Annotated in this window: 13 protein-coding genes; 1 reads left to right on the top strand and 12 read right to left on the bottom strand. The window is 59.2% G+C overall.

Annotated features, from left to right (window positions below):
* Positions 1-147 precede the first annotated feature (147 nt).
* Positions 148-2,550, bottom strand: a complete 2,403-nt coding sequence (locus tag B5G03_RS13975) for a glycoside hydrolase family 2 TIM barrel-domain containing protein (RefSeq protein ID WP_087182296.1) — start codon at positions 2,548-2,550, stop codon at positions 148-150.
* A gap of 112 nt (positions 2,551-2,662) precedes the next feature.
* On the opposite strand from B5G03_RS13975, the gene B5G03_RS13970 reads away from it, so the two are divergent.
* The gene (locus tag B5G03_RS13970; RefSeq protein ID WP_087182295.1) at positions 2,663-3,466 is read left to right on the top strand and encodes an HAD family hydrolase; all 804 of its coding nucleotides are present in this window, start codon (positions 2,663-2,665) and stop codon (positions 3,464-3,466) included.
* Here B5G03_RS13970 and B5G03_RS13965 read toward each other — a convergent pair.
* The 11 genes from B5G03_RS13965 to B5G03_RS13915 all read right to left on the bottom strand — a co-directional run bounded on the left by B5G03_RS13965 (position 3,438) and on the right by B5G03_RS13915 (position 19,742).
* Positions 3,438-4,856: a leucine-rich repeat domain-containing protein gene (locus B5G03_RS13965; protein ID WP_087182294.1), complete on the bottom strand. Its 1,419-nt coding sequence runs from the start codon at positions 4,854-4,856 to the stop codon at positions 3,438-3,440. The two genes, B5G03_RS13970 and B5G03_RS13965, sit on opposite strands and share 29 nt — an antisense overlap.
* Before the next feature lie 8 nt (positions 4,857-4,864).
* The gene (locus B5G03_RS13960) at positions 4,865-6,247 is read right to left on the bottom strand and encodes an MBOAT family O-acyltransferase (protein WP_087182293.1); all 1,383 of its coding nucleotides are present in this window, start codon (positions 6,245-6,247) and stop codon (positions 4,865-4,867) included.
* Positions 6,244-6,444: a hypothetical protein gene (locus tag B5G03_RS13955; RefSeq protein WP_087182292.1), complete on the bottom strand. Its 201-nt coding sequence runs from the start codon at positions 6,442-6,444 to the stop codon at positions 6,244-6,246. The genes B5G03_RS13960 and B5G03_RS13955 overlap by 4 nt, the downstream gene beginning before the upstream one ends.
* 32 nt (positions 6,445-6,476) lie before the next feature.
* Complete coding sequence (locus B5G03_RS13950) at positions 6,477-8,261, bottom strand: leucine-rich repeat protein (protein ID WP_162613420.1); 1,785 nt, start codon at positions 8,259-8,261, stop codon at positions 6,477-6,479.
* Between the two features lie 87 nt (positions 8,262-8,348).
* Entirely contained in the window at positions 8,349-8,768 is a 420-nt protein-coding gene (locus B5G03_RS13945; protein WP_087182290.1) for a hypothetical protein, read from the bottom strand.
* Between the two features lie 13 nt (positions 8,769-8,781).
* Positions 8,782-11,880 carry a glycoside hydrolase family 3 C-terminal domain-containing protein gene (locus B5G03_RS13940; RefSeq protein ID WP_087182289.1) on the bottom strand — a complete coding sequence of 1,033 codons (3,099 nt, stop codon included), beginning with the start codon at positions 11,878-11,880 and terminating at the stop codon, positions 8,782-8,784.
* A gap of 244 nt (positions 11,881-12,124) precedes the next feature.
* Positions 12,125-13,594, bottom strand: a complete 1,470-nt coding sequence (locus B5G03_RS13935) for an MFS transporter (protein WP_087182288.1) — start codon at positions 13,592-13,594, stop codon at positions 12,125-12,127.
* Between the two features lie 19 nt (positions 13,595-13,613).
* A complete protein-coding gene (locus tag B5G03_RS13930) occupies positions 13,614-16,163 on the bottom strand; it encodes a family 78 glycoside hydrolase catalytic domain (protein ID WP_087182287.1) in 2,550 nt (849 codons plus the stop codon).
* Between the two features lie 385 nt (positions 16,164-16,548).
* Positions 16,549-17,883: an ATP-binding protein gene (locus B5G03_RS13925; protein WP_087182286.1), complete on the bottom strand. Its 1,335-nt coding sequence runs from the start codon at positions 17,881-17,883 to the stop codon at positions 16,549-16,551.
* Positions 17,880-18,590, bottom strand: a complete 711-nt coding sequence (locus B5G03_RS13920) for a LytR/AlgR family response regulator transcription factor (protein WP_087182285.1) — start codon at positions 18,588-18,590, stop codon at positions 17,880-17,882. Before B5G03_RS13920 ends, B5G03_RS13925 begins: the two co-directional genes overlap by 4 nt.
* A 180-nt stretch (positions 18,591-18,770) precedes the next feature.
* Positions 18,771-19,742: an AraC family transcriptional regulator gene (locus tag B5G03_RS13915; RefSeq protein WP_087182284.1), complete on the bottom strand. Its 972-nt coding sequence runs from the start codon at positions 19,740-19,742 to the stop codon at positions 18,771-18,773.
* Position 19,743 lies beyond the last annotated feature (1 nt).

Genomic DNA, 19,743 nt, shown 5'->3' with positions numbered 1-19,743 from the left:
ATGAACCTCCTTTTGCTTTAGTGCGGTTGGCGTTACCCGCTTCTATTGTAGCAAAAGGAGGTTCTTTTTTTACCGTTTCAACGCTCGTGCTCTTCTCGTCCACAAGCATAGCTTGTGGTCCTCCACACTGCCGCGCGCTTGTTGTTTTTAAAGAATCTGTACGCTCGTCTGCACCCGGAATCGGCCATCCTCAGCGCGAACGGTCAGAACTCCGTTCTCGCCTGCCTGTACTACTGCCAGCGCCTCGCCGTAATAGGTGTCGGTCTCCGCGCTCAGGAAGCTGTGCTCCTGATAGGGGCAGCCACTGCCGGTACCCAGCAGTCTGCCGCCCTCCACCGAAATACGCACCACACCCCGCTCCAGCGGCTTCGTGATGCCTGCCTTGTCGGTGTAGCGCAGCCGCAGGTAACACAGTCCGCCGGGCTGCACCTGCATCTGCTCCGCCTCCAGACAAAGCTCGGTATCCGCCCCCGCTGTGGTCAGGCTGCGGCGGCCCAGCTCCCGGCCTGCCTCATCGTAGGCAACCGCAGTGATGGTACCATCCTCATAACGGCAGGTAAAGCGGGCCAGGCAGTCATTTTTCAGCCGCTTTTCCCCCACGGTTTTGCCGTTGATCTGCAGCTCCACCCGGGTGGCACGGGCATAAACCTCCACATCCGCCTTATTGCCCGCACAGCCCCGCCAGCTCCAGCTGTCGGTGGCGTTGCTCATCTTCCAGGCCGAGGGCGAGTGCTTGTCGCCGGTATGGTTTACCGGACGCACCGCAATGTAGGGACCGAGGTCCTGCTCCAGCGCTACCCGGGTATAAAGCGCTTCGCCCAGCGGCTTGCCGGTCAGATCGATGCGCCCGGAACCGGCGGAAACCCAGCCCACGCCGCCGTCAAACCGGGGTGCATAGTCGCTGTATTCCCAGGAACCGATGGCCACCTCACCCAGATAGTCCATGCCGGCCCACACAAAGTCGCCCAGAATGCGGGGCTCCTGTTTGGCCAGCTCCATGAACTGATAGGCATCGCTGCAGAAGGTCTCGCTGCCCAGAATCAGACGCTGGGGATATTTCTTCAGATCATGCCGGTAGCGCAGAATACCATAGTTATAGCCCGCCACATCCATGTTGGCAAAAGCATCCCGGGTCTTCACGTCGCAGCTGTGCAGCGTTGCGCCCCGCTTCATGAAGCCCGCGCCCATCAGACCAGCCAGATCATTGAAGAATTTGCTGCCCACCGAGGCAGTCTTTTTCGCCTTCTCTCCGGCCTGGCGGCGCTTTTCCGCCTGGGCTGCTTCTTTTTTTGCTTTTTCATCGCTGTACACGCCAAAGCCGATGGAGCTGAGGAAGTTGAAGAAGATGTTCACACCACAGGTGACCGGGCGGCCGGAATCCAGACGGTGCAGGTATTCGGTCATCTCACCGGTGAGGGCGATGCCCTTGGGCTGGGCAGTTTCGGACACCTCGTTGCCGGTGGAATAAAGCACCACACAAGGGTGGTTATAGTCCTTGTCCACCATGTCTGCCAGATCCTGCTTCCACCAGTCCTTGAAATAATCCACATAATCGTGTTCAGTTTTGTGGATGTACCAGTGGTCGATGTACTCATCCATCATCAGCACGCCCTGCCGGTCGCAGGCATCCAGAAGCGCCTTGGAGCAGGGATTGTGGGCACTGCGCAGGGCATTGTAGCCATTTTCCTTCAGCAGCCGCACCCGGCGCTCCTCCGCATCCGGATAGCAGCAGGCGCCCAGGATGCCGTGATCGTGATGGATGCAGGCTCCCTTCAAAATCACCCGCTTGCCGTTGAGCAGCATTCCCTGCTCGCCCCATTCCAGGGTGCGCAGGCCAAAGGAAAACTTCTCTTCATCCTCCCCGAAGGTCACCCGGCAGGTATAGAGATTTGGCTCCTCCAGACTCCACAGCCTGGCATCGGGTACGGTCAGGGTGGTACTGGCCGTGCCGTCGCTGTGCACGGTGGTCTCTGCTGCTGCCGTGCCATCGGCGTTCTGCAGCGCGATGGTCACCAGTCCAGTGCCCACCGTGCGCACCTGTGCCTCCACCGTGGGCGGGTCCAGTGACACGGTGCGCAGCTTCACTCCGTTCTGCGGAATGTGGCGGTAGGGCGCGGTCCACAGGGTAACCGGCCGGTAGATGCCCGCGCCGGAATACCACCGGCTGTTGGGCTGGTCCGCATTGCGGGCAATTACTTCCAGCCGGTTCTCCTCGCCATAGTTCAGCAGCTCGGAAAGGTCCAGATAGAAATTGGTGTAGCCATAGGGACGAAACAGCCGCTTGACCCCATTGACCCAGACCTCGGCATTGTGGTAAACGCCCTCGAATTCCAGCACCAGCGCACGGCCTCTCCATTCGGCGGGAACATAAAACTGCTTACTGTATATATAATCGCAGCCCTCGTACCAGCCAGTGTTGATGCCGCCGGCCGAGGTCTCGCTGCGGGCTTCGCTTAGCATGGCGTCGTGAGGCAGGGTTACCGGGGTACCGGGGCCTTCTTCGGTCAGCCGGCGCCAGGTCCAGCCGGTGTTAAAATTCAATGCTTTCATCTGTATTGTCCTTTCCTTGGGCACCGCTTTGGCATTTACGGGCCGCATCAAATGTGGTATAACCATTGAGGAGCGCCCGCTAGCGGGCGCATGTGTGAGGAGGGGTATTTGTATGATTCAATTGATCGTAAGCGACATTGACGGCACACTGCTGCCCTATGGGACCAAGCAGCTGGACTCGTCGGTTTTTTCGCTCATTCATCGTCTTTCCCAGCAGGGCATTCGCTTCTGCCCTGCTTCCGGGCGGCAGTTTCACTCACTGCGCAGGCTGTTTGGCCCGGTGCAGGACGAGCTGTGCTATGTGTGTGAAAACGGAGCGATTCTGTATGGTTCCGGCACCGAGGAATCCGCCCCGGTTCTGGGCAAGACCGTGATGGAGCGTACCTCCGCCATGGGTCTGATCCGGGACATTATAGCTCTGGACGGCAGCGAGGTGCTGATCTCCGGCGCAAACTGCAGCTATCTGTGCCAGTGCGATGACTCCTTTGTGACCCGCATGCGGGACGGCACCGGCAACCATGTGCAGGTGGTGCGCGACCCGGAGGAGATCGAGGAGGATATCATCAAGATCTCCGCCTGCTGCCGGGCAGGTGCCGCCGTGCCGGAAAAGGCTCTGGGTGAAAAATGGTCCGGTGTATTCAATATGGCTGTAGCCGGCGCTGAGTGGCTGGACTTCACGCTGGCGGACAAGGGCATCGGCCTGCGGCAGCTGTGCAGCGCACTGAACATTCCGCTGGAAAACGTGATGGCCTTCGGCGACAACTGGAACGATCTGCCCATGCTGGAAGCCGCCGGGCATCCTTACCTGATGGCCAGCGCCGACCCCCGGTTGGCAGAAAAGCTGCCCCGGCAGTGCACCAGCGTACCCCAGGTTCTGGAGCAGCTGCTCACAACGGGCTGTCTTCCCAACGAGTAAGTCGGCCCGCATAGGGGGACCAGTTGTAGCTCAGGCAGTAGCGGTCGTAAGACTCAGACGGCACCGCGATGGTGCAGGACGAGCCTTCCAGCAGATTCTGACCCACCAGCAGGGCGGCAGGATCAGTCTGGAGCAGCACCACTGTTTCCAGCGCCGGGCAGCCTGCGAATGCGCCGTCCGGCAGAGCTGTGATGTTTTGCTGGATCACCAGCGTTTTCAGCGCTTGTGCACCATTCAGTGCATCCGCCGAAAGCCCGGTGACCAGCTGCCCCTGCCAGGAGGCCGGGAGAATCAGTTCCTGCTGTTCTCCCGCCGATTCGCTGAGGCCGGTGATTTGCCAGCCGCCGGAGACCGCCTCATAAACAAAGCAGTTTGCGTCCCGGTCGTCGCCCTGTACGCTTTGGGGCTGCTCCAGTGCGGGCATCTCCACCGCAGCTTCCGGAGTGGGGCTGGAGTCCCCCAGCATGGCCTTGATATCCCGTGCCAGCAGGCAGGTGAACACCTGACTGCCTTTTTCGTTTAAATGGAAGTTAGTGTCGTAAAACCAGCCTGCTTCCATCATGCTGGTATGAGGGCTGCCTGCCAGTTCACAGTCCAGCGTTTCCCGCAGCCGGTCACAGAAGACATCCGGGTCGCTACCCGACTCCACTGCCGCCTGATTCATGGGCGGAAAATGATACCACACCGTCGCACCCGCCAGCTCTGCCTGGCGGGTGTATTCGTTTACCAGGGTGCAAAACTCCTCGCTCAGCAACCCCGGGTCAAAGGAGATGGGCATGGTGGGGTCTACCCCGCCGGGCATGGTGTTTGCCTCGCAAAGCCCGGTACGCAGGTTTCCCGTTTCGTCAAAAGATGCCTTCCGGTATACTTCTGGCAACTGGGGTCCACCCTGCACAAAATATGCCGCTTTGCTTGCCGCAAAGCGCGGGAACTGGCCGATCAGCGCGCCCAGATCCTCCCATCGGGCGCAGAACAATAGACCAAAGGCGCCATCTGCCGCCTGCCACAGCGCTTCGCTTCCCAGATAGCCGGAAAGGCTCTGCTCCTGCTGCTCAGGCATCAGGAGCACCAGATCGTCCTGACGCAGCTGCTCCCGGGAAAGGTCCAGCATGGGGCGGATACCCAGAGCGGCATACATGCCGAAGTTGACCACCTCATACTGAGGCAGCAGCTCCTCCAGCAGGGTGCCGTCCACCCCAAAGGTAACAGCACTGCCGCCCACCAGAATCAACCGGGGCTTTTCCGACGGCTGGCAGAGAAGTGCATATTTTTCCCGCAGCTCGCCCAGAAAGGACTCCCCGTACTGGCTGGGCAGCCCGAAGCCCCAGGCCAGCAGCGTCAGCGGAATCAGGGCCAGGCTGGCAAGGGCCGCAATCACGTATCGTTTCATGGTGTTCCTCAAAACTGAAAATACAAAAATGCACTCTGCTGGCCGCTGGCCGCAAGGCCCAGCCAGGCAATGCCGGTAAGCAGCAGGGTGTAAAACAGCACCGGCGCGGTGCGCTCGGAGCGGCATTCCGGCCATTGCTCCGGCAGCAGCCGATAGACCAGCAGGGTCAGCACCAGCTGCACCAGACCTGCCGCACCCACTGTTTGCAGGGCCACACTCACCCCGGCCGGGCTCCATGCAGAGAACAGACCAGTCAGAAGCTCTGCCGCCTGGGTCATATTCTGCGCCCGGAAGAGCATCCAGCCAACACTGACCACCGCCAGCGTTGCGGCCCGGGCCAGCGAGCGGGGCAGCCGCAGACCGCGCCGGCGGCCAATGTCCTCAATTACCATGCACGCGCCGTGAAATGCGCCCCACAGCACAAAATGCCAGGCCGCGCCATGCCACAGGCCGCTGGCCAGAAAGACCAGCAGCAGATTCCGCCAGCGGCGCAGTGCAGAACAGCGGCTTCCCCCCAGGGGAATGTAAAGATAATCGGTAAACCAACCAGTGAGGCTGATGTGCCAGCGCCGCCAGAATTCCCGCAGTGAGGCGGCGCTGTACGGATGATCGAAGTTTTCCATCAGCCGGACGCCCAGCAGGCGGGCCGCACCGATGGCAATCTCGGAATAGGCGGAAAAATCAAAATAGATCTGCAGCGCAAAGCAGGCGGTGGCCAGCACAATGGCCGGGCCGCCCGGCTGCGCCAGTGCATAGACCTGATCCACAATGGGAGCCAGCTGGTCCGCCAGGGCAACCTTTTTGAAATAGCCCCGTGCCAACCGCCAGCCGCCCTGCCGCAGGTCTTCCCCGGTGGGAAGGCTCAGCCGGTGCAGCTGGGGCAGCAGATTCCCCGGCCGCTCGATGGGTCCGGCCACCAGCTGGGGAAAAAAGCTGATGAACAGCGCATAGTAGCCCAGATGGTGTTCGCAGGGGAAGCTGCCTCGGTACACATCGATCACATAGGAAAGGGTCTGGAAGGTATAAAAAGAGATGCCCACCGGCAGCAGCAACGAAAGACTGACCGGGGCGCCGGTGAACAGCCAGCTCACCGAGCCTGCAACAAAGGAACCGTATTTGAACAGTCCCAGACAGCCCAGGCACACCGCCCCCGCCAGAAGCAGCCATGCCTTTCGCGCTGCCGGGCGTTTCGACTGCTCAATGCGCTTTGCACACAGCCAGGTGACCAGGGTGGTGCCCGCCAGTAACGGAACCGTCCAGGGATTGAAGATGCCGTAGAAAAAGTAGCTTGCGGCCAGCAGCTCCGCCCAGCGCCAGCGGGGCGGCAGCAGCCGGTAAAGCACCAGTACCACCGGGAAGAAGCACACAAATTCCATTGCGGTAAAGTTCATGACTGGCTCCTCCCCCAGAGAGCGGGAACAGCGGCGGCGGCCAGAATCAGTGTCAGACTTCCATAGTCAAATCCCTGCACAAGGCCTGCCAGCACAGCCAGCGCGGCCAGCGGCATGGCGGCCAGTACAAGACCTGCCCTGCAGCGGCTCAAAAAGCCAAGCAGCCCCGCCGCCAGGGCCAGTGCACAGCACAGCATCCTCCCTCTCCCCTTTCGTTTGATTGTTTCTTTTATGATTGCAGCAGCCCGTCCCTGCTCATCTGGGTCTTTAGATCTTCCAGCACCTGGCGGGTACGCAGCTCCACCCCTTCGGTGGACAGGTGATTGTCGGTACCATAGAGATACCGCCCCGGTACCAGTGAATCCTCCAGCTGGGAAATGATGGGGATCACCAGCGTCCGGCGGAAATAGGCATCCAGCTCCTGCCTTGCTTCGGGAGTACTTTCGTCCGAGATGCACAGCCGGTTACGGGGGCTGTAGGTCATGTAAACATAAATGCCCGCCTGCTGAAACTGCCGGTAAACCTGATTCGCCGGTTCGATGTAAAGCCACTGGGGGAAATCCTCCACCGTGTAGCCCACCTTCAGGCCGTAGATCGGGTCATCGGTTTCTGCATTGGGCCGGTACAGGATGTAATCACCGTACTCGTTGTAGCTGGGGGTGTCCACCGGCTGGCCGTCCTCGTCGTAATCGGAGGGGCTGATGCTGTAGGACCGGGGCGTCAGCCCGGCCTTGGTTTGCAGATAGCTCTGCAGCGCCGACAGCGTCCCGCTGCACCGGCGCAGGTCCAGCCCGGCGGCCAGATCATAATTGGATTCCACCATGCAGAAGAAGTCTTCGTCCAGCTCGTTGGTGGTGCAGAACTGCCGTTTGGCCGCATCAAATTCCGGCGCCACCAGCAGGATATCCCCTTCCTGCATACAGCTTTGAATCAGCATCAGCTGGGGATAGGCGTTTGTATAAGCAAACACTCCCATATTCACCACATCGTAATCTTCCAGCTCCCGGTCCAGCAGGGCGCTGTCGTAACCAAAGCGGGTGGAGGAACCGGAGAAGAGCACAAGTTTTTTGCTGTCTTTTAAGGACAGCAACCGGTCAAATTTATCCGCAAAGGTATCGTAGTAGCTCCCGCTGTACACCGAGTCTTCCCGGGCGTTCACGTAGAGGGTGGTCAGTGCCGTACAGCCGGAAAAGCTGTGGTCGGTGATGTTCTGAATATTATCGAACAGGGTCAGCTGCTCCACGGCACAGTCCGCAAAGGCATCCACCTCCACGGTGCGCAGGCTGTCCGGCAGGATGACGCGGGTGCAGTCTGCGTTTCGGAAGGCTCCGCTTTCGATGCTCACCACCGGCATGCCGTCCAGCTGTCCAGGGACCACCAGACATTCCTCGCTGCCGGTATAGCCGGTGATCACCGCTTCCCCGTTCTGTTCGGTCCACTGGAACTGCTCCTCCGGGGTCCAGGCGGCCCACTGGGCATAGAGCGTGGTATCCGGCTGGGTGCGGCTGCCCAAACCCACCCGCTCACCGCTTCCATCCGGCCGGGTGTTCCAGCTTTCCAGTGTGTACCCCGGGCGGCTGAACAGCTCGCTGCCTAAAGCGGTATTTACCCGCAGGTGACTTTGCGTTACTGGCAGCTGGACGGGCTCGTTCGCGTCGGTGCCGTCCAGCCTCTGCCCTCCGTTGGCATAATAGGTCAGGCTCCAGTCACTTTTGCTGGCTTCAATTCGGATCACTGCGGAATAGCGCACATCATCCAAGGTGAGCAGCCAGCCCCCGGCAGTGCGGGTAAGCTGTGCACCGGGGGTATCGGTCCCGGTAAGGGTGTAGCCCCCTTGTGGGCTCAGCAGAAATTCCGCCCGGCCGCCCACCTCCGTTTCCAGCTGGTACTGCTGCGCGGTGTAGCTTTCGCTTTGCTCCAGCACCAGGCGGCAGACCGGCTTTTCAGCCTGCACGGCACTGCAAGCGGTGAGCAAAAGTGCCGCAGCAAGCGACAGCAGACGGGCGGCTTTCATCGTTTTTCCCCTCTTTTCTAATGAACTCTGGATAGACCCAAACCCCGGGAGTAGAGATGGGACTCCCGGGGTTCGAGTTTGCATGGCTCAGGCCTTACGAATATTGAAATAGGAGGAAACGATGCCGATCAAGCAAGCGATCAGCAAAGCCGCCATGCTAACAATCGCACTGGTCAGATCCGACATGGTCTGCGCGTTGTTCTCGAAGGTCATGATCGACGCGATACCATTGACACGGGAGCCGGTCAGGTTGATGAATGCAACCATCAGCAGCACCGGGGCAGCCACAGCCGCCAGATCCATCCAGATGGGCTGATTCTGCTTGGAAAGCACCAGCAGGAGCAGCTCGGCCACAACGGCGACCACCGTGCAGCCCACCACCACCGGGCTTACGCCCAGGTTGGCGAAATAATCGGTCTTTGCATTGATCATGTAAAAGACCAGAGCGACAACGCCAGCCACAAAGGACAGGCCCGTGGTATAAAAACCGATTCCGTTCTGTTTCATAAAAGGGACCTCCTTACTGTTCCTTCTTCTTGGCGGCGCGCACATACATCACGGCACACAGAACAGTGAGCACACCAAAGGCCACGGTAGCGCCGGTCAGAGCATTGTCGTACCAGGTACGGACGCTTACCAGTTCACTGCTGCTGCTCATGCCGTCCAGCGCGTTGGAGTTGGCGATGGCATAGTACTGCCAGGTCATGGCCTGCTTCAGGGCGGCCATCAGCTGGGCGTCCTGGCTCACGTTCTCCACGGTCCAGTAATCGAACTTCTCAGCCACTGCTTCCAGAGTGCTGTCGCCGGTGTTGCAGCTCATGGTGATGCCGTTCATCACGGCCTCCTTCAAAGAGGTGTACAGGGCATCCTGGATGAAGTCCTCGGTGGCCAGGCCCTTGAAGCCCCACTCGCCGCGCAGAATGTTCTGCAGCAGGCCGGTGTGCGCATTGGAGGTGGTAACACCCACGCGGTTATAAGCGGTCATGATGCCCAGAGCGCCCGCATCCTCGATGATGGGCTGGGTGCCGCGCAGCTCGTTTTCACGGGCCTGCTGCTCGGTCATGAATACGCTGATGCCGGTACGGTTGATTTCGATGTCGTTGAAGGCAAAGTGCTTGGGCGCGATGATCAGGCCGTATTCCATACCGCCTTCCACAAAGGCAGCACCCTGATAGGCGGTGAGCATGGCGTCCTCGGAATAGTATTCGTGGTTACGGGCATTGTAGGGAGAGCGGTGGATGTTGTTGCCGCAGCCCCAGTAGATGGTCAGGTTGCTCCACAGAGAATAGTTGCCCATCGTCTCGCCGTATTCGCGGGCAAGCTGCTTGCTGAAGGTCTGGCCGATGACCACAGGAGAGGGCATAACGCCGGCCTTGTAGGCTGCGTTGGGATCGTCGGCCTCAATGGCACAGGGGTCGCCGCTCTCGGTATCGGTGTTGGCGTACTGGCCCAGGGGGTAGGAGTAGATGCCGTTGGGGCCATCGTTCTGGATTACCTCAGGGCTCATGATGGACTCGATGTCCTTGGTGGAGGTGCCGCCGAAGGCGGTGCGGATCATGCAGTCCTCCAGAGTGATCTGATCCATCAGAGCCTCCCAGCGGGGGTCCTCCAGATCGGCAACACCCTTCAGGTCGGCCAGGGTCAGGCCGTTGTCAGCGCCGAAGATCACAGAGCTGGGGTCGCCATTGTCAGCGGAAATCTCGTAGACATCGCAGTCCAGGTATTCCATCATCTCATCGGTGGCGGTCAGGCCTTCATAGGTCTTGGGGAAGGTGCCTTCCCAGTCGCTGCGGGTCATGTAGGTAGCGGTGCCGGGCATCCAGTAGTTCAGATCCATATCTTCCAGCTGGTTCTCCACCACGGTGCCGTTCTTGGAGCGGGCGAAGGTCTCGTCGTCCAGCTCAGCCAGCTCCCAGGTCTGCACATTGGCAGCATTGCCCTCGACGGTCATGCCGTCGGCCACGGTCTTGCCCTGAGCGGCCAGCACGTTGTTGGCGGCCTCATGAGAGCCGTTGCCGATGGTGAAGTAGTAGGTGCCCGCGTCCAGAATATAGGTGCCCTTGGTACCGGCGATGTTGTCGCGGCTGGAATCCCAGCTGGCCATGTACTGAGCGTCAGCGGTGATGGTCACGGTCTCGGATTCACCGGGAGCCAGCTCACCGGTCTTGGCGTAGTCCAGCAGCTGAACGCCGGCCTTTTCCACGCCATTCTGCTTGTCGTAATCGGTGTAGGGCAGGCTGGTATACAGCTGCACCACGTCCTTACCGGCCACGCTGCCGGTGTTGGTCACAGTGACCTGCGCGGTCACGGTACCGGCGGCCAGATCCACGTTCAGGCTGTCCAGCGTCTGGGTGAAGGTGGTGTAACTCAGGCCGTAGCCGAAGGGATAGGTGACCTCGCTGTCATAGCTCCAGGCGCTGCCGTTGGAGCTGCCCACGGTGCTGGAGGCGTTGCCCTGACCCAGCACGCTGTCCATGTAACGGGTCTCGTAATACTTATAGCCCACATAAATGCCCTCAGCTTCCACCAGGATGGAGTTGGCGCTGATGGAGGCATCCGCGTTGGTCCAGGGGTAGTTGCCGAAGTTTTGGGCGGAAGGAGCAGCGGAGTTATCCACCGCGTAAGTATCGGACAGATGGCCGGAGGGGTTGGCCGCACCGGACAGCACATCCGCCACGCCGTAGAAGCCGTAGCCGCCGGGCAGGCCGATCTGCAGGATGGCGTCAACGCCCTCGTTGGCTTCCAGCTCCTCCACTTCCATGGGGCTGGCGTTGTTCAGCAGCACGATCACCTTGCCGCCGTTGGCAGTCTTGGCGTCGATGGCGGCCTGTACCAGATCCCGCTCATCGTCAGACAGACCCAGCGCGTCGGCCTGATTCAGATTCTGGCTGGGGTCCACGCCGGCCTCGCCGGGCAGATAGGTGCCGTTCTCGGAAGCGGAACGGGCCAGAGTGACAACCATCACATTGTATTCGTTCATGCTGTCCTTCCAACCGGCCTGAGCCTCTTCCATTGCGCTCTGGGAGGGCTCCTTGCTGGTGAAGTAGCCGGTGGTGCTGGGGGTTGTGATGTTGTAGTATTCAATGATGTTGCCCCACTTGTTCACCTCGGTTTTGAACATGGGCTCCAGGCTGGTGTAGAGGCCCTGGAGTGTGGGGTTGATGGCGAAGCCCTTGGCGGCCAGCGCCTGCACAAAATCCACGGTGTCGGCGTCGGTACCCTCGTTTGCGGTCAGGCTGCTGCCCATGTCACCGCCCATAACCGGGTAGTAGCTGGAGAAGCCCAGCAGCGAGAGCTTCTGGGTTTCCTCCTGGCTCAGAGGAAGTGCGCCGTTGTTCTTCAGCAGCACAACGCCCTCTTCGCTCATCCGCTCGGCCAGATCCGCAATAGCCTGCACCAGCTCGGTGGTATTGGCGTAATCCGAGGTATAGGTGTACAGGCTGCTGGGGTCCTCTTCCGCATTTGTCACGATCATCTGGCTCTGGGTGCCCAGAAACTTGTCGATGTCGGTGCGGAAGCCGTTGACCAGCGGTGTTGCCGCGATGGTCAGTGCCAGCAGAGATGCTGTGGTGGATGTGAGACCCCGCCACAGCGCGCGTTTTGCACTTGTGTTCTTCATTGGTATCCTCCTTTTTTGTGGCAACGCCCCACAATTCACGCTTCACGGCTCAGGCGGCGTATCACGCCAAAATTTTCCGTGATATTTTCCAAAAATGCTCGCCAATCCATCAAGGATTGGCTGCGCTTTTTGAATTCATCTCACAAAAAATTTTCCGGCGCGCTCCACCACCTGGAATTGCGCGGCGTTGCCTTATCTGCACAGCGGCCCGCGAAAAGCCACTGCGTTTACAAGCCTTTGCCGCTCAGGCGGTCTTTTTGCGCTTGGCGATGGCCTCCTGCTCCTGGGGCAGATTCTTTTCCACCGTGAACAGGAAGATCAGGGCTGCACAAATGGCGTATGCCACGGTCTCGATCCAGATATAACTGATGGAGATGGTGCTCTTGACCGCGGCGCTCTGAGCCGCGGTGCCCAGGGCCACGTCCGCGGCCTGATCGTAGCCGCTGGCGCTGAGCATTGCACTGAAGATGGAGTTGCAGATGGGAGTAGCAGCCACCATGACCGAGCTGTAGATGGACATGGTCAGACCATCGGTACGGATGCCGCTCTTGTATTCGATGTGGTCGATCACATCGGCCAGCATGGCCAGGATCACATAGCAGGCGGGAGAGGAGCCGAAGCACTTCAGAGCCACACCCACGGCCACCGGAACAATGCTGCCGTTGCCCAGGCCGGCAATCACGCCGCCCAGAGCGCCCACGATCATACCGGCGCACACCACGGTGCGCTTGGAGAACTTGTTGCACAGGGGCACCACGAACACCGCGGCCACCGCCATGGGAATGGCGCCCAGCAGGCTCAGCAGCGACTGGGAAGCGCCCCAAGCATCGGCGGAGCCGAAGAAGGTGTTGTCCAGCACCCATTTGCAGAAGAAGGCCATGGAGCCGTTCTTCATGGCGCCGCTCCACTGGAAGGCCAGGTAGAACAGCATGATGATCCACCACCATTTTTCGCTGGTCACAGCCTTCAGCTGCTCGCCCAGGGAAACGGTCTGCCGCTGGGCAGCGCTCTCCCCTGCCTGGCCGAAGCTTTCCTCGGTTACGCGCTCACGGGTGAACTTGAACTGCAGGAAGATGGTCAGCGCGGTGAAGATGGCAACCGCCAGCATCGCCATGAACCACAGGCCCTGATTCTCTTTCAGCGCGAAGGAAACCAGCATGGGGAAAATCATGGAGCCGAAGCCCATAACACCCAGACCGGCCACGTTGGTGAAGGAGGCCAGCGCGCCGCGCTGCTGGCTGTTCCGGGTGGAAACCGGGATCAGGGTGGAGTTTGCGGTGTTGTAGATGGGGTAGGCCACCGCGTAGTACAGGTTGTAGGCCACGGCCACCCAGACCATCTTGGCCGCGCCCTCAAAGGGCACAATGAACATGAGCACACTGGCCACCGACAGCGTCAGCGCGGAGAGCAGAATCCAGGGGCGGGCCTTGCCGGCCATGGCCCGGGTGCGCTCGATCAGCTGGCCCACAATCAGGTTCGCCGCCACAATCAGAATGGTGGAGAACAGCTGCAGGGTGGTCAAAAAGGTCAGGTTCAGCTTTAAAACATCGGTGAAGTAGTTCTGCAGGATGCTGGTGAAGATGCCGGAGGAAAGCAGGGCGCCGAAGGGGCCGATGAAATAGCCCAGCAGCATCTCGGGCAGCTTCACATCCCCGGGCTTTGCCAGGGAACGGGTCAATGGAGTATTCCAGAAATCTTGTTTTTTCTCACTCATTGGGTTTGCTCACCTTTCGTCAAATTTTGCAGCTGTATGCATACTGTCCGCTGCCGCAGGTCCGGGTGGAGCCGTCCGGCAGCGTGAGGGTGCAGCGGGTGCCCACCGGTACCTGCACCTCTAAGGCAAATTCGCCGTTTCGAATAGCCCACTGGGTATGAATCACACCATATGGGGTGCGCAGGCTGCCCTTCGCCCAGGTGAGGCCGCCGCCCGGCCTGGGGCTCAGGCGGAAGGTCTTGTAGCCGGGCTGCTCAGGCTCCAGGCCCAGAATTCGCTGGTAGAAGAAGGCTCCCACCGCACCGGACGCATAGTGGTTATAGGAGATCATCAGGTCGGTGCCGTCATCACCGATGGGGCAGACGCCGTTTTCGTCCAGGCCGTCCCACCGCTCCCAGATGGTGGTGGCGCCCATGCGCACCTCATACAGCCAGCTGGGGCACTTGGTGTTCAGCAGCATCCGGTAGGCCTCATCCAGATGGCCGTTGTCCGCAAGCGCAAACAGGATGTAGGGCGTGCCTGGGAAGCCGGTGCCGATGCACCAGTCCCCTGCCTCCACCAGGCGGGCCAGGTTATCCGCCGCCTGCTTCCGTACCTTCTCCGGGAACATTCCGAAGTAGAGCGGCAGCACATAGGCGGTCTGGAATTCTTCCTTCATTTTGCCGTTGCCGTCGGTGAACACCGACACATAGGCATCCGCCACCTTGTCGCTCAGGGCCTGGTAACACTCGGCATCGTCGTTCTCACCCAGGATGCGGGCGATTCGGGCCAGCAGGCCGCTGGTGTTTTTCAGACTGGCGGTGGCGGTCCACTTGCTGCGGGCCTGCCACTGCTGCATCTTGGGCACGTCCGGGGCAACCCAGTCACCGAAGTGCAGGGTGGCGGGAGTGTGCCAGATGTAGCGGTTCTTGCCAAAGCCGAACCCAGCCCAGAAACGGCAGGCGTTCACATACTTTTTCATCGCCGGGTACATCTTGCGCAGGATCTCCACGTCGCCCCGGGCCTGGTACTCCGCCCAGGGAACCAGCACGCAGGCATCGCCCCAGAAGTCGATGGCCATGACCGGCATGGTGGCCGGGAAGCCGTAGCCCTGCACCGGCACGGTGTTGGGAATGCCGCCGGTGGGCAGCTGCTCCGCCTTCACGTCCTCCAGCCACTTTTCCAGGAAGCGACTCATATCGAAGTTATAGCAGGCGGTGGGGGCAAACACCGCGATATCGCCGGTCCAGCCCATCCGCTCATCCCGCTGGGGGCAGTCGGTGGGGATGTCCATCAGATTGGACTTGGCGGACCAGATAATGTTCTGCTGCAGTCGGTTCAGCATGCCGTTGGAGCAGGCAAAGCTGCCTGTCTGCTCCAGCTCGGAATACAGTGCCCAGGCTCCTACTCGGATTTCGCTCTCCTCTGCACCGGTGATTGCCGCATACCGGAAGCCCATGTAGGTGAAGCGGGGCGAATAGTACTGTTCGCCCTCGGTGCAGATGTAGGTAGCAGTGGCCTTTGCAGTGCGCAGGAAGGCGGTGTTCAATGTGCCGTCCGAGTTCAGGATCTCGGCGTGGCGCACAGTGATGGTCTGGCCCTTTTTGCCCTGGATGCGAAGGTCGATCACACCGGCAAAGTTCTGGCCGAAATCGTAAACCAGCGTGCCGTCCGCAAGCTTTGTGCAGCTGACCGGCTCCATGTATTCATGAGCGGTCACCATCGCACCGTAGGCTGCTCGAATCTGAGGATGACAGCGGAGGCTTTCCCGGGCGGCGCTGTGCCAGCTCATCCGTTCCGGCTTCACGGTGGCGTCGTAGGTTTCACCGTCGTAGAAGTCGGCCATCTGAACCGGGCCGTCCATGGCCACCTGCCAGCTTTCGTCGGTACCGAACACCTGGCTGGTGCCGTCCTCATACCAGATCCGCAGCTCCAAAAGAAGAGCCTGCCGGTCAGCGGATACCCGGTTCTGCCGGGTAAACACGAAGGAGCCAACTGCCCAGCCGCCGGCCACCTCTGCCAGCAGCTCGTTGCTGCTCTTCAGCTTGTCCGTCACATCGTAGGTCTGGTACTGCAGGTGGGTTTTGTAGGATGTGAAGCCGGGTGCGAAGTAATCGGCGCCCACCTTTTCCCCGTTCAGCGTCAGCTCGTAAATACCCATTGCAGTGGCGTAGATCCGGGCCTTTGCCACCTTCTTCTCCAGCGCAATCTGTTTGCGGAAGGTCATGGGCCGGGGGGAAACCTTTTTTTCGGTGAATTTATAACTGCCGTCGGTAATCCAGTCCGCATCCCAGGGGGTATCCATGCGGCCGGTTTCAAACGCAGCCTCCGCCCTGGCCTGCAGGCCGCGATTGTCGTTCACGGTCAGGCAGGCGCTGTAGCAGGTAAAGGGTTTGAGCCGTTTGCCCTTGTAAGGCACCGCCACCTGCTCTTTGGTGGTGGTGCTCCAGCCGTTCACCTCCAGTGTTGCCTGCTCCATGGATACGTCCTGCCCGTCGCTCTCCAGCGCCCAGGCAAAGCGAGGCTGTTCGGCGTCAGTCACACATCTCTCCGGCAGATTCTCCACCGTGAAATGCCGAATCTCCAGCATAGCGTTTTACCTCCTCCATTTAGGGAAACACACAAAAGCTGATGCACAAGTGCCCGTCCTTGCATCTGGGAGTCCGAGGCTCCGCCGGGCGGTTCGTCTGGGCTTTCGTCCGCAGAAAGCCTTCGTGCCCGCCGCAGTCTATGCGCAGCAGGCGGAGCGGTGCGATCAGCAGGTGTTCTTCCGTTGACGATAGATACTTTACCGCAAAAGCGGTTTTCATGCGCGTTTTTTTCAAAATTGGCGCGATTTTACGCAAAGTTTGCAAATTGAATTGTGCAAATTTCCCGCACAATGTAAAGATTGTTTGTGAGAGTCGCACAAAAGGCAAAGAAAATGCGCGTGGCCGAAGCCACGCGCAAATGCTGCTGTATGGAATGTTCGAAAATCAGGAGTTTCCGGTTTTGCCGGTCAGGGGGATCATCACCTGCAGCTCGAACCATCCGTTTTCTGCGTTTATGTGAACGGTACCGCCGTATTTTGCGGCAGTGGCCTCAATGCTTTTCAGGCCAAAACCATGATACCGGGTGTTGCGCTTGGTGGTTTGCGGCCTTCCGCCGGAAAAATGCAGCTGCCCTTCGTAGCAGTTTTCGATCTTGATGCACAGGAAGCTCTTTTTCTGAGAGATTACCACATGGATAAGCCGCTTTTCCGGGCTACTGATCTTGCTGACGCTCTCAATGGCATTGTCCAGTGCATTGCCGAACAGCGAACTGATGTCCATGGCGCTCATAAAATTCAGAGCAGCTCCGTCCGCCACACAGGTCATCTGGATGCCCTGGGACTGACAATGCAGGCTTTTACTGGTGAGCACGGTGTCCAGCACCTTGTTTCCGGTGATGTTCAGCGCCTCATAGGACTGGATTTCACTTTCCATCTGATCCAGCACACTGTTGCGCCCCTCGTTGCCCTGACTGCGCAGCAAAGCAATCTGGTGCTTCAGGTCATGGTATTTCCGGTTGACCAGATCGATGCTTTCCTGGCTGCGCTTGTAGGTCTCATATTGCAGATGCAAAAGATCCTGCAGGGCGTCCATCTCCCGCTTTTCCTGCAGGTCCCACAGCTGCCGGTGGTAACCATACAGCAGCGCCATGCCGGAAAAGTAAATCAAGGTTCTAAAATTATACACATCCATCCGGTTGCCCCCTCCAAATGGGGTGTCGAAGGGTGCATAGCTGATGCTGCTGAGCACATAGAACACGAATGTCATAAATGCCACCGTCAGGCTCACCCGTGCCCCCGGGTCCAGACCGTTATCCTGCTGGCCGTGCATCTCCAGCCGCCACACAAGGCCGAAGGTCAAGGCGTAAAGCAGTGCCCAGAACAGAATCATCGCAGGGATACTGCGCATCCCGGGGTATGCAAATGCGGACCAGATATACAGCTGCCACATCAGTGAGCTGGCAAATCCCGCGCACAAAAACGCACGGGCGCAATAATAGACCAGCTTCCAGAAGGATTCCCGGCACAGAGCCAGAAAGAACAGAATCATCAGTACTGCCGAACCCGCATAAAACAGGTTGAAAAGCGCGCCGTCAAAGCCATCGGTAAGCACCATGTAGGTCGATATGACCGCCAGACCGGCAGCGCTGGCCAGCCAGAACCGCACACCGGAAAGGCGATGCCGCATATGAGCCAGATAGACCATACAGGCAAGCCAGTCGGCCAAGGCGGTACAGATACGGGGAATATCCTGGGAGAGTATTTCATTCGTCCAGCTCATTTGCCTTCCCCCGCAAAATAAGCATTCAGCGCGCTCAAAAAGGCCTTTTTGCGGGAACGGCTGAAGCGAAGCCGTTCGCCATGAACAATGACCTCATCCTCCACCACCGCTTCCGTGTGCTGCAGGTTGACCAGATAGCATTGATTACAGCGGGCGAAGTGTTCACCGGCGAACTGGCTTTCGGCCTCACGCATGGAGCCGGTGGTCTGAAGAACGCCCTCCGCCGTGTGGTACAGCAGGTTGTGACCGCTGGACTCCACATAGTACAAACGGGAGAACGCAACCCGGTGCGTTCCGTCGCGGGTGGTAACCGTGATATATTTTTCCTCCCGGCGGCGCATGCGGGAAAGCGCGCGCTCAAGACGCTGGGAAAAAGCAAAATAGCTCACCGGCTTTAAAACATAGTCCAATGCGTCCACCGCATAGCCCTTAATGGCATATTGCGGGGAGTTCGTGATGAAGATAATCACCACGTCCCGATCCTTTTGCCGGATCTCCTCCGCGGCAGTCATTCCATCCATGAACGTCATTTCGATGTCCATCAGGATGATGTCGTAGTCCGCCTTGTAATGCAGCGCAATTTCATCGCCGTCCGAAAATTCCGTCACGCTGATTGGTTCCCCTGTGCGCGAGGCGTATTGCATGATGTAATCATGGAGCTGTGTGCGGTATTGCAGATCGTCTTCCACTAGTGCAATTCGTACCACCTTGTGCCATCCTTTCTTTCCGTGTTATGCCGTTTTTTATCATAGCCAAAATTTTCAGGATTTGCAAGATTGTCTGATTTGCAAAATTTCCGCTTTATATTGTGTAAAAATTTTCACACTCAATACAATGAGCCCCTCTTTTCCAGCAAAATTGTGGAAAAAGCGAGGCTCATGCACTTTTTACGCCTGGGGTGGCCGGTCACGGAACTGTGCCGGGGAGCAGGCGTATTTTTCCCGGAATTTCCGGTAGAAATAGCTGCTGTTTTCATACCCCACCGCCGCCATCACCGCATCGGTGGACATGCCGGTGTTGGACAGCAGATAGGCCGCCTGCTGCAGCTTGCGCTGCTGCAGCAGCTGCTTGAAATTTGCGCCGGTGTGATGCTTCAGCAACCGGCTCAGGGCATAGTCCGGCATGTGAAGGCGGGCCGCAATCTCCTCCAGCGTGCCGTCCCGGTAGGAGGTCTCGATGTATTGCAGGGTGGAAAACACCGCGTTTTCATCCCGGCTCTCCGGCAGGGTGCGGTTGATGTTTTCCGCAAACAGCGTCAAATTCTGGAGCAGCAGCCCCATGGTGGTCTGATTCAGCAGGTTCGCCCCGGGCTTTTTCTCCAGCAGAGTCCAGATCATATTTTCCAAAAGATTCTCCACCGGCAGGATATCCCCCGCCGCAATGTGCAGCCAGCCCGCAAAGGTAGAGGTCTCGGACAGGGTGGAAACCAGAAAATCCCGCAACACGTTTTCCTGCTCCAGCATCCGGAAGCTCCGGTCAAAAAACTGGGGCAGGATGATGAAGTTCACCCCCACATCCTCCTCGGAGGCAGGCAGAATCTCGTGATAAACTGCCTGATTCAGGAACAACAGATCGCCGGTGTGAAGCACCATCCGCCGGGTGCCGTTCAGGATGTGCGTGGTGGAGCCGCTGCACATGTACAGCACTTCCACATAATTGTGCCGGTGGCGGGGAAAGTGCACAAACCGGGTGTGCGGGCGAATCTCGATCAGCTTGCCCTTTTCCAGCATCTTCTCACTGTCCACTACAAAATCCCGGCCCGAAGTGTAGCGCTCCCGCTGGATGCCCTGCTGCCCGGCCAGAATGGCCCGCTCCTCCTCGGTAATTTCCTTCAACCGGCGCAAAAGGCGCTCGTCCATG

Source organism: Gemmiger sp. An50 (genome assembly GCF_002161595.1).
GTDB lineage: Bacteria > Bacillota > Clostridia > Oscillospirales > Ruminococcaceae > Allofournierella.
This window is presented reverse-complemented; position numbering and strand designations above follow the sequence as displayed.

Coding starts and splice junctions, on each gene's coding strand:
- B5G03_RS13960 (WP_087182293.1), bottom strand. CDS start 6,247: ATGAACTTTACCGCAATGGAATTTGTGTGCTTCTTCCCGGTGGTACTG.
- B5G03_RS13970 (WP_087182295.1), top strand. CDS start 2,663: ATGATTCAATTGATCGTAAGCGACATTGACGGCACACTGCTGCCCTAT.
- B5G03_RS13955 (WP_087182292.1), bottom strand. CDS start 6,444: ATGCTGTGCTGTGCACTGGCCCTGGCGGCGGGGCTGCTTGGCTTTTTG.
- B5G03_RS13915 (WP_087182284.1), bottom strand. CDS start 19,742: ATGGACGAGCGCCTTTTGCGCCGGTTGAAGGAAATTACCGAGGAGGAG.
- B5G03_RS13935 (WP_087182288.1), bottom strand. CDS start 13,594: ATGAGTGAGAAAAAACAAGATTTCTGGAATACTCCATTGACCCGTTCC.
- B5G03_RS13975 (WP_087182296.1), bottom strand. CDS start 2,550: ATGAAAGCATTGAATTTTAACACCGGCTGGACCTGGCGCCGGCTGACC.
- B5G03_RS13945 (WP_087182290.1), bottom strand. CDS start 8,768: ATGAAACAGAACGGAATCGGTTTTTATACCACGGGCCTGTCCTTTGTG.
- B5G03_RS13930 (WP_087182287.1), bottom strand. CDS start 16,163: ATGCTGGAGATTCGGCATTTCACGGTGGAGAATCTGCCGGAGAGATGT.
- B5G03_RS13950 (WP_162613420.1), bottom strand. CDS start 8,261: ATGAAAGCCGCCCGTCTGCTGTCGCTTGCTGCGGCACTTTTGCTCACC.
- B5G03_RS13965 (WP_087182294.1), bottom strand. CDS start 4,856: ATGAAACGATACGTGATTGCGGCCCTTGCCAGCCTGGCCCTGATTCCG.
- B5G03_RS13940 (WP_087182289.1), bottom strand. CDS start 11,880: ATGAAGAACACAAGTGCAAAACGCGCGCTGTGGCGGGGTCTCACATCC.
- B5G03_RS13925 (WP_087182286.1), bottom strand. CDS start 17,883: ATGAGCTGGACGAATGAAATACTCTCCCAGGATATTCCCCGTATCTGT.